The sequence below is a fragment of the Cnuella takakiae genome (genome assembly GCF_001953305.1).
In the GTDB taxonomy this organism is placed as follows: Bacteria; Bacteroidota; Bacteroidia; order Chitinophagales; family Chitinophagaceae; genus Flavisolibacter; species Flavisolibacter takakiae.
Genome location: NZ_MTFE01000010.1, coordinates 2,336,075 through 2,352,795 on the forward strand (window position 1 = coordinate 2,336,075; position 16,721 = coordinate 2,352,795).

14 protein-coding genes are annotated in these 16,721 nt (G+C 47.6%); 7 read left to right on the top strand and 7 right to left on the bottom strand.

Going from position 1 to position 16,721, the window contains the following annotated elements:
* From BUE76_RS10225 to BUE76_RS10235, 3 genes are all read right to left on the bottom strand, one after another.
* The coding region (locus BUE76_RS10225) for a hypothetical protein (protein WP_216820653.1) at positions 1–439 on the bottom strand (439 nt) is incomplete at its 3' end.
* Positions 414–1,277 carry an AAA family ATPase gene (locus BUE76_RS10230; protein WP_073048232.1) on the bottom strand — a complete coding sequence of 288 codons (864 nt, stop codon included), beginning with the start codon at positions 1,275–1,277 and terminating at the stop codon, positions 414–416. The genes BUE76_RS10230 and BUE76_RS10225, both read right to left, overlap by 26 nt.
* A gap of 120 nt (positions 1,278–1,397) precedes the next feature.
* Entirely contained in the window at positions 1,398–1,715 is a 318-nt protein-coding gene (locus BUE76_RS10235; protein ID WP_073048236.1) for a hypothetical protein, read from the bottom strand.
* Between the two features lie 101 nt (positions 1,716–1,816).
* Here BUE76_RS10235 and BUE76_RS10240 point away from each other — a divergent pair, with 101 nt between their 5' ends.
* The 4 genes from BUE76_RS10240 (at position 1,817) to BUE76_RS10255 (ending at position 5,791) form a co-directional block, all read left to right on the top strand.
* A complete protein-coding gene (locus tag BUE76_RS10240; protein WP_073048240.1) occupies positions 1,817–2,542 on the top strand; it encodes a LexA family transcriptional regulator in 726 nt (241 codons plus the stop codon).
* A 207-nt stretch (positions 2,543–2,749) separates the two neighbouring features.
* Positions 2,750–3,718 carry an acetyl-CoA carboxylase carboxyltransferase subunit alpha gene (locus BUE76_RS10245; protein ID WP_073048243.1) on the top strand — a complete coding sequence of 323 codons (969 nt, stop codon included), beginning with the start codon at positions 2,750–2,752 and terminating at the stop codon, positions 3,716–3,718.
* 209 nt (positions 3,719–3,927) lie between these two features.
* Complete coding sequence (gene dapA / locus BUE76_RS10250) at positions 3,928–4,812, top strand: 4-hydroxy-tetrahydrodipicolinate synthase (protein WP_073048245.1); 885 nt, start codon at positions 3,928–3,930, stop codon at positions 4,810–4,812.
* A gap of 115 nt (positions 4,813–4,927) precedes the next feature.
* Positions 4,928–5,791, top strand: coding sequence for an alpha/beta hydrolase (locus BUE76_RS10255; protein WP_073048248.1), 864 nt, complete (start codon positions 4,928–4,930; stop codon positions 5,789–5,791).
* 37 nt (positions 5,792–5,828) lie between these two features.
* On the opposite strand, the gene BUE76_RS10260 is transcribed toward BUE76_RS10255, so the two are convergent.
* The 4 genes from BUE76_RS10260 to BUE76_RS10275 all read right to left on the bottom strand — a co-directional run bounded on the left by BUE76_RS10260 (position 5,829) and on the right by BUE76_RS10275 (position 9,600).
* Entirely contained in the window at positions 5,829–7,283 is a 1,455-nt protein-coding gene (locus tag BUE76_RS10260) for a sensor histidine kinase (protein WP_143157468.1), read from the bottom strand.
* Between the two features lie 12 nt (positions 7,284–7,295).
* A complete protein-coding gene (locus tag BUE76_RS10265) occupies positions 7,296–8,201 on the bottom strand; it encodes a ribonuclease Z (RefSeq protein WP_073048253.1) in 906 nt (301 codons plus the stop codon).
* 145 nt (positions 8,202–8,346) lie between these two features.
* Entirely contained in the window at positions 8,347–9,213 is an 867-nt protein-coding gene (locus BUE76_RS10270; RefSeq protein ID WP_073048255.1) for a fructosamine kinase family protein, read from the bottom strand.
* Positions 9,214–9,216: 3 nt separating this feature from the next.
* Positions 9,217–9,600 (bottom strand): STAS domain-containing protein, encoded by a 384-nt coding sequence (locus BUE76_RS10275; protein ID WP_073048257.1) that lies wholly within the window; start codon positions 9,598–9,600, stop codon positions 9,217–9,219.
* A gap of 89 nt (positions 9,601–9,689) precedes the next feature.
* Between BUE76_RS10275 and BUE76_RS10280 the strand changes: the two genes are divergently transcribed.
* From BUE76_RS10280 to BUE76_RS10290, 3 genes are all read left to right on the top strand, one after another.
* Positions 9,690–12,212, top strand: coding sequence for an ATP-dependent Clp protease ATP-binding subunit (locus BUE76_RS10280; protein WP_073048260.1), 2,523 nt, complete (start codon positions 9,690–9,692; stop codon positions 12,210–12,212).
* Between the two features lie 231 nt (positions 12,213–12,443).
* Positions 12,444–13,142: a (d)CMP kinase gene (gene cmk, locus BUE76_RS10285; RefSeq protein ID WP_073048263.1), complete on the top strand. Its 699-nt coding sequence runs from the start codon at positions 12,444–12,446 to the stop codon at positions 13,140–13,142.
* Positions 13,143–13,494: 352 nt separating this feature from the next.
* Positions 13,495–16,668: a T9SS type A sorting domain-containing protein gene (locus tag BUE76_RS10290; RefSeq protein WP_073048266.1), complete on the top strand. Its 3,174-nt coding sequence runs from the start codon at positions 13,495–13,497 to the stop codon at positions 16,666–16,668.
* Positions 16,669–16,721 lie beyond the last annotated feature (53 nt).

Sequence of the window (16,721 nt, forward strand, 5' to 3'; positions counted from 1 at the left end):
TGGGCACGCCTTCCAGCACCTCACCGGTTTCGTGGTCCACCCACATCTTGCCAGGGGCAATGCGGCGGAGCTTTTCTTCCAGGGCTTTGCGCATTTCCAATAGGCTGTTGATCTCCGCGGTAAGGGCACGCCAGCCGGCATCCTGTGCATAGTCGTAGCTTACGCCCGTTTCGCACAGTTCCAGCTTGGCACCCGACGCGGTTTGCACCTTGCCATTGTTGCGGGTGATGGTTTCGCGGATGGCATCCACAAAACGGTCATCCTTGCGCACCTGTTTTACAAACTCCTCCATGGCTGCCAGGGCTTCAGCCACCGGCAGGGCATTGTCCTGTTCCAGCGCATTGTCCACAGTGGCATCGGCCAGCAGGGCAATCTGGTTCTTGTTCAGTCCTTCGCGCAGTTGCGGAAGGCCGTTACGCTGCAGCACTTGTTCTGCCATTGATGGTATTTCTGCGGTGAGCAATCAATTGTTGCAATAAAGGGTTTACGTCCACATCGGCTTTGTAGCGGTTGTACAGGTCCACCAGCTCGCGCTGGGTGCTGCACTGCGCCACACGGTCGTGCCACTCGGTGCCGGGTTGCAGGTTGAAGGCTTCTTCGCCCTGCTCGCACCACTGGGCAATCAGTTCGCCCGTTTTTTCCGAAGGCACAAAGGCCGGCTTGCCCATAAACAGGCCCGTACGGTCCTTTGAGGCCGTGGCATTGTGCCGGGTATCCAGTTCCAGGTTGATGGTGAGTTCGTATTCGAAACCCTCGCGGGTGATTTCCTTCAGGCCACCTTTTTCCACTTTCACTTTCCCGTTGTTGTCCTTGATCATCTCGTAGTCCTGCTTGCGGCGTACGGTGGTGATCATGTGACAGGGGCTTTGGATGATGGCCTCAATAAAAGCCTGGTGACGTGGGGTAACCTTCGCCCAATCCTGGTACTTGCCTCCTAATTGCTCAACAATCTCCAGGCAGCCACCTTTACCATCCCACTCGTGCGTGATGGAATCGACAATGATCACTTCCATGCCTGCCTTTTCGCAGGTGTGGATGGCATCGATATATTTTTCAGGAGAAAAAGGAGCGGTAATGGGTAGTACGTTGAAATCACCCAGGTGCGCATAAAGATCTGCCGAGCTGTTCTCGGAGTCAATAATGGCCACCTTGTTCCAGTCGCCGCAAATGCCATGGGCTACCAGCAGCGCAGAATAGGTTTTACCACCACCTGAAACAGCCGAAAGGCCGAGGCGGATCTTTGCTTTCTTTCTTGTTGCTTTTCGTAGTTGCATCATTTATCGTGTTTAGTCGTACTCAAAGGAGTTGGAAGACCGAAGTCGGGAAATTCAGTAAAGACGCTCGCTCGTAGCTATAATCTTTTCGGACTTCACTGACTTCCAGCATTTCGGACTTCCTCACGCTGCTGCCCGCAGGTCGCCGTGGCTTTCCAGCATGCTGGCGAAATAGCGGATGGCTGCTTCTTCAATGTCTTCCAGGTTGCCCATTACTTCAAGCACAGGCTTGATGTCGGTGCCTTTCCACTTCACCTCCTCCAGGTCAACCGCGTACCGGTCGAACACATCGATGGGGGAGACTGTGGGGTTGAAATAGCCAATGGCTTCAATTTCCAGGTCGCCCACCTGCTCGGTAACGATCTTCAGGTCGCGTACCACTTTGTATTTAAGCGGGAACTGAAACTGGAAAGAAATCTGTTGTTTTCGAACCGGTTGCATAAGGTGAATTTTTACTAGATTTGTGAAGCATAAAGGTATGATTTTTCACAATATGCACACAATATTCACATTTTTATTCACATTTGCTTAACGCGTGATAAATGGCTTATAACTTACGGGAAATCAGGGAGTTGTACAATCTTACTCAAGGAGAGCTTGCGGCTGCATTAGACCTTACCCGGGAGCTGGTCAATAAGATGGAAAAGGGTAAGATGAAGCAGAGTAAGGCCACCCAAATCAAGCTCAAAATGTTCCTTGAAGGGCAGAAAAGTGAAGAAAATTCACAAGGGGTGGAAATAATTGGTGTCGCCGCAGCACAGCCTTCCCGCGTGGCACTGCCCTATATGGAACAGCGCCGCGAGCAGAAAAAGGAAAAGGCGCCCATGATGGTGCCCCTGGTAGGTATCAAAGCACAGGCTGGTTATGTAAAAGGATTTGAGCAAACCGATTATATGGAAGGGCTGGAAAAATACAGCCTGCCACCCGGGGTTAATCCAACAGGCGCCATGTGGAGCTATTTTGAAGTGGATGGCGACAGTATGGAACCTACGCTTTATGCCGGCGATATCCTGCTGGCTTCCATGCTGCCCCACGAAGACTGGGGTGATGTGAAAAATTTCTGCGTGTATGTAATCCTCACCGATCAGCAACTGATGGTAAAGCGGGTATACCAGAAAAGCCCGGACATGTGGGTGCTCATTTCAGATAATGATGATTTGTACCCGCAGGTGCTTTTGCCGGTAAACAAAATAAGCCAGGTATGGACCTTTCGCCGCCACATCCGCAGCCGGGTGCCGCAGCCAAAGGAGTTCTGGATTACGGCGTGAATTGAAGGTGCGAAAGCAGCCTGTACTTACTGATTTTTAATTGCTCCTCAAGGGTTATACCGTCCGATCTGTAATATTAATAATCAATAATAATTAATCAATAATTTTCATCTCAATAGCTGCGCCGGATAAAAAACTGGGCGCCATCCTTTCAAAGTCCTGCAAATCCCCGGTTTCCCTTAATTTTAGCGCCCTATTTACAAGCATATGCCTGCAAACGCCAATCGACAGTTTTTAGATTTTGAGAAACCGGTTAAGGATCTGATTGACGAGATAGAAAGGTTGAAACACACCTCCGAGCAAAAGAAGATCGACTACTCCGACACTATTGCGAAGCTGGAACAAAGCATCGCGGAGAAACGCCGGGAGATCACCCAAAACCTTACTTCGTGGCAGCGGGTGCAACTGAGCCGTCACCCCGACCGGCCCTACACCCTCAAGTACATCGATAAAATGACCACCAACTTCCTGGAGCTGTATGGCGACCGGAATGTAAAAGACGATAAAGCCATGGTAGGTGGTTTCTGCCAGCTGGATGGCGAAACCGTGATGGTGATTGGCCAGCAGAAAGGCATCAATACCAAGATGCGCCAGCTGCGCAATTTTGGCATGGCCAACCCCGAAGGTTACCGGAAGGCCCTGCGCCTGATGAAACTGGCCGAAAAGTTCAACAAGCCCATTGTTACCCTCATTGACACACCCGGTGCCTATCCCGGCCTAGAAGCCGAAGAGCGTGGACAAGGCGAAGCCATTGCCCGCAACATCTACGAAATGATCCGCCTGAAAGTGCCGGTGATTTGCGTAGTCATTGGTGAAGGTGCATCGGGTGGTGCCCTTGGTATTGGTGTGGGCGACCGCGTGTACATGATGGAAAATACCTGGTACACCGTTATTTCCCCCGAAAGCTGTTCGTCCATCCTGTGGCGCAGCTGGGATAAAAAAGAAGTGGCCGCCGAGCAGCTGAAGCTCACTGCCGACCACATGAAGAATTTTGGCCTGGTGGATGATATCATCCCGGAACCTGCCGGTGGCGCCCATTGGGACTACCAGGAGGCTGCCGAAATCCTGAAAAACTTCCTGGTACCGGTACTTAAGGAATTGAAAGAAGTTCCCGTTGAAGAACGCATCTCCAAACGGATCGAGAAGTTTGGTAAGATGGGCTTCTGGGAAGAGTAACCCGTGATGTGCGGAGGATTTTGGAATGATTTATAAAAGTTGGCTACCCTGCTAACTGCATCTTTTAGCGGTCACCTCAAGGTGAGTCATCTGCGAAATCTCTTTTAATCTGTGTAAGCTGCGATCCCTATCAGCGAAATCAATACTTATCCGCGTAATCCGCAATTGTAATCAGTGATCGTAACCAGCGATCAGAAACTTAAATTTTCATGTCCTTAAGACAACAACTTCGTGGAACGGGTGTGGCTTTGGTAACACCGTTCAATAGTGATAAAACCATCGATTTTTCTGCCCTGGGCAAGCTGATCGATTTCGTAATTGACAATGGTGCCCAGTACGTGGTATCGCTGGGAACCACCGGTGAAACACCCGTGCTGAGCAAGGAAGAACAGAAAGAAGTATTTGAATACACCCTGGCCCATGTGGGCAACCGGGTGCCTGTGGTAATTGGTATTGGCGGCAACAATACCGCCGCCGTGATCAAGGACCTGGAGTACTTTGATGTAAAGAAAGCCGCTGCTATTCTTTCCGCCTCGCCTTATTACAACAAGCCTTCGCAGGAAGGTATTTACCAGCATTACAAAGCCATTGCCGAAGCGGCGCCTGTGCCCCTTATCCTGTACAATGTACCCGGACGTACCGGCTCCAATATCAGCGCGGCCACCTGCCTGCGCCTGGCAGCCGATGTGCCCAATATTCAGGGCATTAAAGAAGCCAGCGGTAATATGGTGCAGTGCATGCACATATTGGCCAACCGCCCCGAAGACTTTCTCGTTACCAGCGGCGACGATCACGTGACCCTGCCGCTGATTGCCTGTGGTATGGACGGCGTAATTTCGGTGGCAGCCAACTGCTTCCCTCAGGATTTCTGCCAGCTGGTGAACCTGGCCCTTGCAGGTCAGTTTGCCGCAGCGCAGCCCCTGCAGTTCAAACTGCTGGAAGGTTACGACCTGCTTTTTGCAGAAAACAACCCTGCTGGTGTAAAAGCATTCTTGTTTGAGCTGGGACTTATTCAAAATGAATTGCGCTTGCCCGTGGTGCCCCTAAGCCAGGGGGTACATGACCAGGTAAAGACATACCTGAAACAACTGTAAGCAAAACGGACTTTTTATAAACACAAAGTGTGTGGCTGGCTTTAAAACATAAGGACTAAAAACCTTATTGGTTTACAAAGCCGCCGGAGCACTTTGTGTTTTTTTATTTTTAAGAATGAAGTATTTCCTCAGGCTTGGCCTGTTGTTTTCGGTGATGATGGCGACAACCGTGGATGGCATGACACAGACAACAAAGCAAAGTACAGCCAATAGCAGGGTACGGGTGCTGGACACAGCATTTTACATTCCCCAACTGAAGCGGCATCGCCGCATCTGGATTTGCCTGCCCCGCGATTACCAGCAAACAAAACAGCAATACCCTCTGCTTTACCTGCTGGATGGCCAAAACATATTTGATACCGCTACTTCCTTTTCCGGTGAGTGGGGAGTAGATGAGGCCATGGATAGCCTAGGGCCGCGTTATGGGGAGGCCATTATTGTGGCCGTTGATAATGGCGGCGACAAGCGCCTGAGCGAATACAGCCCCTTTGACTTTACCCTGCAAAACGGAAAAACTAGCGTGTCGGTCAAAGCCGAAGGGGATGCTTTTGCAACCTTCCTGGTGCAAACACTCAGGCCTTACCTCGAAAAGAACTTCCGGGTGAAGCCCGACAGTCGCCAGCATTTTGTTGCCGGGTCTTCCATGGGTGCCCTGCTGGCCCTTCATTCCGTTATGCAGTTTCCCGAAAAGTGGGGTGGCGCAGGCATCTTTTCACCTGCATTCTGGACCGTGCGTGTCCCATTGATGGAGGAACTGAAACAGAAGGCATCAGGCCTCAGGCAGCCCCTTTATTTTTATGCCGGGCAAAAAGAAGGAGCGGAGATGGTGCCCGATATGCAGGCAGTATTGCAAGTACTGGAAACGCAAACCGGTATCAGCCACACATCGGTTATCCGTGCTGAAGGGCGCCACGATGAAGCTACCTGGCGAAAGGAGTTTCCGCAATTTTACCAGTGGATGATGGAACGGGTAAAATAGTAAAGCCGCTCCGGTGCTGCATTGCTACCGTCCTTGTTTACTGGGGTAAAAAAATATGGAAGGTAGCGCCGCAATCGCTTTTGCTTTCTGCCGTTATAAACCCCTGGTGGTTTTCTACCACTTTTTTGCAAATGGTAAGGCCGATGCCCGTGCCTGAAATTTCCTTGTTGTTGTGCAGCCTTGAAAAAAGCTGAAACAACTTATGCGCAAACTCCTGCGGAAAACCCATGCCGTTGTCGGCGACAGCGATGTGAAAGTATTGTGTATGGTTGGGATGGGCAGGTGCCGGCAGGTTGGCGGCGGCCACGGTGCTGCAACTGATTTCAATTTGGGGTGCAATGTCGCTGCGCCTGTATTTAAGGGCATTGCTCAGCAGGTTTTCAAACAACTGGTTTAGCTGGAACGCAATACCAGTTACCACCGGCAAAGGGTGTACGGTCACCTGTGCATGACTCTGGGTAATTTGTTCCGCCAGGTTTTCCTGTACCTGCCGGGCAACCTCGTTGAGGTCAACAGGTACCGATGGGTTAGTGTCCGACCCCAGCCTGGTATAAGCCAGCAGGTCTTCCAAAAGCAATTGCATTCTTTGTGCGGCAGATATCAGCTTGTGCAGGTTAAAATTCCCTCTTTCTGAAAGCTGTTGCTGTTCCTGCTTTTGCAGCATGCTGGAAAAAGTCAGGATTTTGCGGAGCGGTTCTTTCAGGTCGTGGCTGGCGATATAGTTGAATGATTCCAACTCTTCATTGGTGTTTTCCAGTGCCAGCTTTTGTTCCAGCAGGTCCCTGTTTTGCTCTTCCAGTTGTTGCTGCATCCGTTCTCTTTCCTTTAGCTGGCGTTGCAGCGAAAGGAAAATAAACACCACCACCATCAGCAATACAATAGTAAGGGCTACCAGGTAAATGGGCAGAAAACGTATGTACCGGTCACGATCCTGTTCGCGTTTGGTCAGCAGTTCCGATTCTACCCGGAACATTTCATTTGCCAGTTGTTCGGTCATCATCATCATCCGGCGGCCACCGGCCATCCGGTGTTCTAAAACGGCCATGGGCACGCCCTTGCGATACATTTCAAGCGTAGAATCCAACCTTGCCAGGCGGAGGTGCACCATGCTATCCAGCCGGTGCATATTGACCACCTGCTCCGGGTTGTCGCTGATCAGGTATTTAAGGTTGTAAGTGTATTGCGGCAGCGCTGCTTCAAATTTCTTTTTGTCGGCCAGGTAAGTCGAATCCCCGGTAAGCAGGTAGGCCCTTGCGGCGCTTTCCGAAAACTTAACTCCCGAAAAATAACGCTGCACCTTGTATTCTACCTCCCAGGTATGGTTTACCCAATTATAGGATTCTATAAAATTGAGAATGGCCAGGTAAAGCAGTATGGGTATGACCAACAACACCGATATGGTGATGAAGAAAATGGTTCGTATGGTGCGGGCATCCTGTTGCATTTTCCGGGGGCGAAGGGTTTGATTTTGCTCCTGCGTTACAAGTTCCAAGCCAGCTGTTCTTTAGCTTATTTCGTAGGTCTGTCCTTCCATGGCCAGGCTGGTATTGGCAAATACTGACTTTGTTTCTTCCAGGAAAGGCTCCAGTTCGTTGTATTTGGAACTGAAATGCCCGATGAGCAGGCGCTTGACACCGGCTTTTAAAGCAATGGTGCCCGCCTGCCGGGTAGTGGAATGAAAGCGGGCAAATGCCTGCTCCTGTAGGTTGTCGAGGTAGGTGGTTTCGTGGTAAATAAGGTCGAAGCCGCGAATGTGCTCGATGATGCGTTCGTCGTAACGGGTATCGGCACAAAAGGCATATTTGTTTCCCGGTGCAGGCGTGGTTGTTATATCGGCATTGTACACCACGGTGCCATCAGGTTTGGTATAATCCAACCCTTCCTGCAGGCTGCTGTAAAAAGTAACTGGTATTTCCTGTTCTCTCACCTTTTCGATCAGCAGTTTGCGCTTACGCGTTTTTTCTTCAAACGTAAATCCATAAGTAGGAATGCGGTGATCGGTGCGGAAGCATTTAATGGTGATCTGTTCATTATCCACCAGGGTGGCGTTTCCGCTAATGGTATGAAAGTGCAGGGCATAAGGCAGGTGGGTTTCGGCCACCTTTAGCTGTAGCTCGATGATTTCCTGTAGCGGGGCCGGTGCAAATACATGCAGCTCCTGCAGGTGCGACAATAACCCGAAAGTATTGAGTAAGCCAATCAGACCGTAATAATGATCGCCATGCAGGTGGGAGATGAATATGTGGGAAATTTTACCCCGCCGCACTTTGTATTTGATCATCTGGATCTGGGTGCCTTCGCCGCAATCGACAAGGTAGTTGGTGCCATCCTGGGTTACTACCTGGCTGGTAGGGTGACGGTTAAATGCGGGTACTGCGGAGTTATTGCCTAAGATCGTTACAGTTAACATTGGTTCTGGTTTTCGGGGCAGGGCAGGGGTGGATGCATAGCCATTGTGTTGAATTGTCGCAAACCTACCTTTTGGCGTTCTGCCGACAACAAAATGGGCGCTTGTGCGCTGCCGTGCAAACCGAAGATAACAAAACCTCTTTACCTCAGCCGCCATAACGCCTGAGCAAGGCCGATACCTGCCCATGGTAACTACTGCCAAACAGGATCAGGTGTACCAGCAGGGGGTATAAGTTGCAGATATCCCATTGCGCTCTGCAATTGGTTGACAGGGGCGCATGGTAGTGGTAAGCTTCATAAAAGGCAGGTGCAAAACCACCGAAGAGGGTGGCCAATGCCAGGTCGGAGGCAGGATGACCGAAATGCGTTGCCGGGTCTATCAGTACAGGTTTTTGGTGTTGGTTGCAAAGGAAATTGCCGCTCCACAGGTCGCCGTGCAAAAGGCTGGGCCTGACATCGGGAAAATATTGGTGTAAGCGTTCACAAAGCTTTTGGGCCTGTTCCAACTCCTTAACGCTGAGCAGGTCTTTTGCCATTGCCTGAGCGGCAAGCGGTAGGATGCGTTGTTTGGTAAAGAAGCTATACCAATCATCTTGTGGTGTATTGTCCTGCGGTAAGGCTCCCATATAGTTATCCCGGTACCAGCCAAACTGGCTGCTGGTAATGCTGTGCAGGCTGGCCATTGCTGCTCCAAAACTGGCCCAAAAGGAAGGTGTTGGCTGTGCTGTTTCGATCCACTCCAGCAACAGTACCTGTAATGTGCCGGCTTGTGTTTGCGCTATCACTCCTGGAACTAGAATAGAAGACGACAGTTGTTGCAATCCGGCCACTTCACCTGCAAAGAGTTGGGGAAATTTGCACGCATCATTGAGCTTGCAGCAATACTGCATCCCAGTTGAAAGGGTAACGCGGTACACCTGGTTGATACTGCCCCCGCCAAGTGATGTCCATTTACTGTTGAAAAAAGAAATGCCTGTCGTTTCCGACAAGCATTGAATCAGTACGGGTTGCATAGCTTAAAAGTTTTCTTCGTCACCCAGCAGTTCACGTTCGATTTCTTCCATCTGCACAATGTCCCAGGCCTCGCTTTCTGTTGGGGTTACATTCATCAGTTCCAGCAGTTCCATCGAATCAAGCGCGGCTTCTACCGATGGTTGTAAACAGCATACAACGAAAGAAGCGTTGTTGTCATAGAAATGCTGTTGTATCTTAACAAGAGTTTCGGCGGCAGCCTCATCCAATGTATTCAGATCGGAGAGGTTCAAAACAACATTCTTTATTTCCTGTTGCAGTAAAGGTTGCAGTTGGTTGCGCAGGTCCGCGGCCATATTGGCAGATAACACCGGTGCAACTACGCTAATGGCATGAAATTTTTCTTTGGTACTAGTTTTGACTTCCATAACAAGCGGTAAGAAAGGTTAACATTTAGTGGTCAACCCCCGCTCAAATTTATTCGTTATTATTGTAGACAAACGTATAAGGAGTTCAAATGGATAATAATTTTTCCTCGCAGGTAAAGGAAATCATCTCATTCAGCAGGGAGGAAGCTTTGCGATTGGGCAACGATTTCATAGGCACGGAGCACCTGCTCCTGGGCCTGATTCGTGAGGGTGACAACACCGCGGTGCGAATTTTGAAAAGCTTCAATGTAGACCTGTATGAACTGCGCAAGGAAGTAGAGCTGGCTGTAAAAGATAAGACCGGTAAAAATATCGCGAATATCAACAGTCTGCCCTTAACCAAGCAGGCAGAGAAAGTCATACGCGTCACTGTTCTGGAAGCCAAAGCATTAAAGAGCCCTACCGTTGAAACTGAGCACTTGATGCTTTCGATTCTGAAGAACAAGGAAAATATAGCTACTCAAATCTTAAATCAGTTTGACGTGGATTACGATCTGTTCCGACAAGAATTAGGTATGGTGAAATCGAACGACACAACCCGCGCCGAGTACCAGGAAGAAGATGACAACGATTTTGATGACGAGAAAAAATACTCGCAGCAAAAACGCGGTCAGCAGGGTAATGCCAAAAGCAAAACACCCGTACTGGATAATTTCGGCCGCGATATCACCAAGTTAGCAGAAAGCGGTACCCTCGACCCGATCGTGGGCCGCGAAAAAGAAATTGAGCGGGTATCACAAATCCTGTCTCGCCGTAAGAAAAACAACCCCATCCTCATTGGTGAGCCTGGTGTGGGTAAAACCGCCATCGTGGAAGGCCTGGCCCTCCGCATCGTACAGCGCAAGGTAAGCCGCGTGCTGTTCGACAAACGTGTGATCTCTCTTGACCTCGCCGCACTGGTAGCCGGTACCAAGTACCGTGGTCAGTTTGAAGAACGCATGAAGGCCATCATGAACGAGCTGGAGAAGAACCGCGACGTGATCCTCTTCATCGACGAAATCCACACTATTGTGGGTGCCGGCGGTGCATCGGGTTCGCTCGACGCTTCCAACATCTTCAAGCCCGCCCTGGCCCGTGGCGAACTCCAGTGCATCGGTGCTTCCACCCTGGATGAATACCGTATGTACATCGAGAAGGATGGCGCCCTTGACCGTCGTTTCCAGAAAGTGATGATCGATCCGCCATCAGTGGACGACACCATCCAGATACTGGAAAACATCAAGAGCAAATACGAAGATTACCACAACGTTATTTACGACAATGAGGCAATTGAAGCATGCGTGAAGCTGAGCGACCGCTATGTTACCGACCGCCTTCTGCCCGACAAGGCCATTGACGTGATGGACGAAGTAGGTGCCCGTGTGCACCTGAAGAATATCAATGTTCCCCAGAACATTCTTGATCTTGAGAAAAAGATCGAGGACATCAAGGTGGAAAAGAACCGCGTAGTAAAGAGCCAGAAGTTTGAAGAAGCTGCTGCCCTTCGCGACACCGAAAAACGCCTGGGTGAAGAACTGGAGAAAGCCAAAGCACAGTGGGAAGAAGAAAGCAAGCATAAACGTTATCCCATTGGTGAGGAAGAGATCGCTGAAGTGATCTCGATGATGACCGGCATCCCGGTACGCCGCATGGTGGAAGCCGAAACCGAGAAGCTCCGCAAGATGAGCGACGAGATGAAAGGCATGGTGATTGGCCAGGACGAAGCGATCAGCAAGGTGGTAAAAGCCATCCAGCGTAACCGTGTAGGTCTGAAAGATCCCAAGAAGCCTATTGGTACCTTCATCTTCCTGGGTCCTACCGGTGTAGGTAAAACCGAACTGGCCCGTGCCCTTGCACGTCACATGTTTGATTCTGAAGATGCGTTGGTACGTATCGACATGTCGGAATACATGGAGAAGTTCACCGTATCACGCCTGATTGGTGCGCCTCCCGGATATGTTGGTTATGAAGAAGGTGGTCAGCTCACTGAGCGGGTACGCCGCAAGCCATATAGTGTGATCCTCCTTGATGAAATCGAAAAGGCACACCCCGATATCTACAACATCCTGTTGCAGGTACTGGATGACGGCCAGCTTACCGATGGTTTGGGTCGTAAGGTGGATTTCAAAAACACCATGATCATCATGACCTCCAATATTGGTGTACGCCAACTGAAGGACTTTGGTGAAGGTGTTGGTTTTGCCACTCAGGCTCGCATCCAGAATGCGGATGAAAACAATAAAGCGGTGATTGAGAAAGCGCTGAAGCGTACTTTCTCACCCGAGTTCCTCAACCGTATCGACGATGTGATCATCTTCAACTCGCTGACCAAGGAAAACATCTTCTCGATCATTGATATCCTTATGAAGGGTGTAATGAAGCGCCTCAACAACCTGGGCTTCTCTTTGGAGCTGACCGAGGAAGCCAAAGACTTCATTGCCGAAAAGGGTTATGACAGCCAGTTTGGTGCCCGTCCGTTGCACCGGGCCATCCAGAAATACCTGGAGGACCCACTGGCGGAAGAGATCCTGAATATGAACATCAAGGCCGGCGATGTGCTGAAGGCCAGCCTGGATAAGGAGAATGGTAAAATAACCTTCGACCTCCAGCGCCCTGTTGAAGCACAGAGCTAAGCAATGCTGATAAAATGGTAAAGGCTGTCCGAAAGGGCAGCCTTTTTGTTTCTCGCAAAGGGAGGCTAAAAGCTTTTACCATTTAGCTGCTAGCGGCAAGTGCTCCGTTGCCTCGTTACGGAAAACAAACTGCTCCCTGGCGTGAAACACCACGTTGCGCTGCAGCGTGAAACAATCCTTTTATCCCCACGACTTTGTCATTCCCTCATCTTTCATCACCTTTGCCTTTGCATGAAAAAGGAAAGAAAGATCATCATTACCATCGATGGATGGTCGTCGTGCGGCAAGAGTACACTGGCTAAGGAACTGGCTGCAGAACTGAATTATATCTATGTGGACAGTGGTGCCATGTACCGCGCCATCACCCTTTATTTTTTACGCAACCACATCGACTGGACCGACCTGGCAGCCGTACATGAAGCCATGCAAAACGTTGAGTTGGAATTCGTGTACAATCCCGCCCATTGCAGATCGGAAATGCACCTCAATGGGGAGAATGTGGAATATGTAATCCGCGACCTGGTAGTAGCCGAAAAGGTGAGTGATGTAGCGGCTATCAAAGAAGTACGGGAATTTGCCGTTGCCCAACAGCAACGCATGGGCAATAACCGCGGCATCATCATGGACGGACGCGATATCGGTACCGTGGTTTTTCCTGATGCCGAACTGAAGATTTTTATGACTGCAGACAATGCTGTAAGGGTAGAACGGCGTTTCCAGGAATTGTATAAAAAGAATCCAAACGTTACTTTGGAAGAGGTGAAAAACAACCTTGAACTCCGCGATTATATCGATTCGCACCGCGAGGTGAGCCCCTTACGTCAGGCTGAAGATGCTATAATTTTGGATAATACCAACCTTACTCCTGAAGAACAGTTTCACAAGGCGCTTAAGTTAGCGAAGGAACGTATCGGGCAGTTTGCTGTATAAAGATCATCTTAGTTTTGTGGGCCGCTTTCAAGCGGCTTTTTTTGCTTTATACATGCCGCTTCCATTTTCTTGTTTATTCTATTGAGCCTTGCTGTAGTACTAATTCGAGGTATGGTGTGCCGGTTATATGTATATGCAAAATATTTTGCAGGTATAATTATCCTCCTCTATTTTAGCGCAACTTCTTCCAATTCCTATTGCTGAAATCTCTTTGCCCTTCCCTTCAGATATTTATTGAAACGCCTCAATCTGCCGGACAAATTGCTATGTGTTGAGGTTGCCATTATAAGTCCTTATCTCCTCGTGTCCTTTGAAAAGCACCCCTATTTCCGTAAACTAATTCAATTGGGTGATGAGAAAAGTTGTCTTCTTTTTTGCTTTTGTATTTATTAAACTTTCTGGGTTCTCACAGATTGTACTTAATGAAGTGTACACGGATCCTGCAAAAGGAAATAGTGAATTCATTGAATTATATAATACAAGCTTTACAGATATTCTTTCACTGGATTGTTATTCCATTGCTATCTATTTTGATGATGGGGCAAATTATAGGGGCTTTTACGTTTTAGACTTACCAGATGTACCAATAAAGGCGAGAAGTTATGTTGTTGGTGCTGGCACAACAAAAACAGATAATACTTTTACTTCCCAAGCAGGCTCTGCAACTGCAACTTTCAATTGGCAGAATTTTTCCGGTACTATAGGAGGGTCTGTAAAAAAATATATTGCCAATAATTACGATAATCCAACATTTTATTATCCTCCTAGTGCGCTATCTACCTCGGAACTGAATGATTTAATTCCGCTTACCAACAGAGTGAATAATAAAATTTATACTGCGTTCTTATTTAATAATGGAGTTTATACAAATGGATTTATTGGTAATGCAGAAGGGGGAACAATAGCTGTCCCTAATTTTATAACTGCAATGCCAAAATTGATATTAAGTTCTGTCAATTGCCCTTTAAATGCACAAGTTGATTGGACCAACGTTAAACTTGCTGAATCTGCAAAATCTGCTGGTGGAAATGAAAATGGATACTACAGAACTAAAGATGCTTTGTGTGGAAGTTGGCAGAAAGCTGCACCAGGTCCTTCCTATACTCCAAATAATCCAAATAGCAACTTAAGTCGAACAGATATTTCAACGGGAAGCTTGTCCACTTTAGAAGTAATCAATTGTAATAACAAATTGGAAATTCAGGTAACAAGTTTAGCCAACTCTTATTTATACCCCGTTACCGTTATAATAATTCGTGATGTTAATTCAAATTCAGCAGTAGATTTAAGTGGTACTAATCCCGATGTTGTTCTTTCAAATAAGATTGTTAATGCTCCAATGAATGTTCCCCTTGAGTTTTCTAATATTTTTGATTTACGTAATTTAATAATTGTTTATCAGACCTCTACGGGATGTATAGATAGGGTCGTGAGTCCAGAGACTCCTAAAGGCACCTATATAACTTCCACAGTAAGGTTTTGCAACACAATCCAATATGGAATTTCAGGTTTATCGGGCGGTGCATTGAACCGGTTTGCGACACCTGTTGATGTTCAAATCTTTGAAGATTTAGGTTTAGTAGGTTATTATGAACCTAATGTTGATAGATTTATCACTGCTATAAGTTATGATTCTACAGCGATTAATACTGGTACAAAGACTTACAGCATTCCCACCGAATTGCTTTCTAGTCCCTTGATTGTTGTTTATGCTCCGAGTAAGTATAATTGTTTTATAACTTCTAAAATTGATTATCTAAAAGCAATATCAGGAAGCTTAACCACTACGGAAAGCCTTGTGTGCAATACCTTATCTGTTGGGATTACAGGAAGAGTTGGCGATGCTGCGAACCTTGTCAATTCTGTGTTAGTTGAACTGTATGGAATAAATGCCGATGGTACGTATGCACCTAAATTTTCAACAACATTGAATTTGACAAACTTTACGGGTACCCTTTCCTCCTTCAATGTTGCTTCCTATATATATCCAAGTTATGAGCTTAGATATATTCCTGCGGGTTACACTTGTCTCAGCAAAACAGCTACAATTCAACCCAAAGTAGTAGCACTGAAAACCAATGAAGGAGTTGTTTGCAAAAGTGTAGTTTTCGGAGTTTCTGGTTTAAGTGGAAATGCTCCAGAATTGGCCGATTCAGTTACGGTACAATTATTCGGTAAAAATATCGATGGCACATCTGTGTTCCTCGCTAATCAACGGTTCAGAGCTCCTTTCCCTTCAAATGGATGGTCAGGCAATTTTGATATTGCAATTAATCAGTATGCTAATTACGAGTTGCGTTATTTAGTTTCCAATTATAGTTGCTTTACGAAAATCGTTTCTGTGGCTAATGCTGCCATTACTTATGAAACTTCTCAAGTAGATTATTGCGGAAAACAAATCGGGATCACGGTTCAAAAGCCAGTCAATCTCAGTCCATCCCTGGCTTTTTCTGTTAAGGCTTACATCGTTTTAAAAGATAATGGGATAGTAGGTACTTATGAGCCTGGTATCGACCTGGTTAGCTCAATAAACCCGATTGAGTTGAAAGAATTTCCTGGCTCTATAAAATTTGCTTCTGTTCCTTTTGATGCAGCGGGGCAAGCTTTTTCTATTGGATTTGAAACACCGTACCCATGCTTGAATAAAGTAGTACCCATAAGTCCGGCTACTGCTGCCATGCAAACGGTTCAGTCATCTTTTTGCGGAGCTAATACCGATCCTTCTACCGTAACTTTTGGAATATCGAATCTAACCGGTGCGGCATCTGCTTTTGGGTACCCCATTTCTGTTGATTTATACTTCACTAAGGATTTAACAGCAAAAGTGGCGTCGGCTTCCATCACGGAAGTGCCAAGCACCGGATCCTTTAGTATTCCTTATACCGACAGAGGTAAGCAATTGTCGATAGTGTACACTGCGGTCAATAATTGTTTTTCTTCCAGTTCAATAATTCCGGCGGCATGCACGATTACCCCTGTTAAGTTCTCCTACTTTACTGCCCAACGCAACAATGCCAATGCCAACCAGGTGCAACTGACCTGGTCAACAGCGATGGAGCAAAACAACAAAGGGTTTTATATGCAGCGTATGACAGGGGGTAAATGGGAGGATATCAGTTTTATAGGTTCTACAGCTTTGCAGGGTAATAGTACGGTTCCCATCAAATACCAGTTCCGTGACATCAACCTTTTTGGTGGAACTTCCTTTTACCGACTGCTTCAAGTAGATCATGATGGCAAAACCGATTACAGTGATGTGAAATCAATATACGGACCGGAAAAAGGAGATCAACGGCTGGTAATTTATCCCAACCCCGCAAAAGGAGGAAGCACAACGGTAGCATTTCCAACCAACACTTCCCGCGAAATTATGCTGTTCGATGCCTTTGGGCAGGTGCTAAAGCAATGGCGAGGGTATACAGGAAGCCGGTTGCAGATAAACCAGCTCCAGCCCGGCCTATACACCATCAAGGTTGCCTCAGGTGATAAAGCGCCTCCCATAATTGAAAGGATCATTGTACAATAGTCATCAACTGGAGTCATTAAAAAAGGGCAGTTTCAAACTTGAAACTGCCCTTT

What these genes read in the sequence shown, in the direction of transcription:
- BUE76_RS10245 (WP_073048243.1), top strand. Translation starts at nt 2,750, where the DNA reads ATGCCTGCAAACGCCAATCGACAGTTTTTAGATTTTGAGAAACCGGTT.
- dapA (WP_073048245.1), top strand. Translation starts at nt 3,928, where the DNA reads ATGTCCTTAAGACAACAACTTCGTGGAACGGGTGTGGCTTTGGTAACA.
- cmk (WP_073048263.1), top strand. Translation starts at nt 12,444, where the DNA reads ATGAAAAAGGAAAGAAAGATCATCATTACCATCGATGGATGGTCGTCG.
- BUE76_RS10270 (WP_073048255.1), bottom strand. Translation starts at nt 9,213, where the DNA reads ATGCAACCCGTACTGATTCAATGCTTGTCGGAAACGACAGGCATTTCT.
- BUE76_RS10230 (WP_073048232.1), bottom strand. Translation starts at nt 1,277, where the DNA reads ATGATGCAACTACGAAAAGCAACAAGAAAGAAAGCAAAGATCCGCCTC.
- BUE76_RS10280 (WP_073048260.1), top strand. Translation starts at nt 9,690, where the DNA reads ATGGATAATAATTTTTCCTCGCAGGTAAAGGAAATCATCTCATTCAGC.
- BUE76_RS10240 (WP_073048240.1), top strand. Translation starts at nt 1,817, where the DNA reads ATGGCTTATAACTTACGGGAAATCAGGGAGTTGTACAATCTTACTCAA.
- BUE76_RS10265 (WP_073048253.1), bottom strand. Translation starts at nt 8,201, where the DNA reads ATGTTAACTGTAACGATCTTAGGCAATAACTCCGCAGTACCCGCATTT.
- BUE76_RS10235 (WP_073048236.1), bottom strand. Translation starts at nt 1,715, where the DNA reads ATGCAACCGGTTCGAAAACAACAGATTTCTTTCCAGTTTCAGTTCCCG.
- BUE76_RS10275 (WP_073048257.1), bottom strand. Translation starts at nt 9,600, where the DNA reads ATGGAAGTCAAAACTAGTACCAAAGAAAAATTTCATGCCATTAGCGTA.
- BUE76_RS10255 (WP_073048248.1), top strand. Translation starts at nt 4,928, where the DNA reads ATGAAGTATTTCCTCAGGCTTGGCCTGTTGTTTTCGGTGATGATGGCG.
- BUE76_RS10290 (WP_073048266.1), top strand. Translation starts at nt 13,495, where the DNA reads ATGAGAAAAGTTGTCTTCTTTTTTGCTTTTGTATTTATTAAACTTTCT.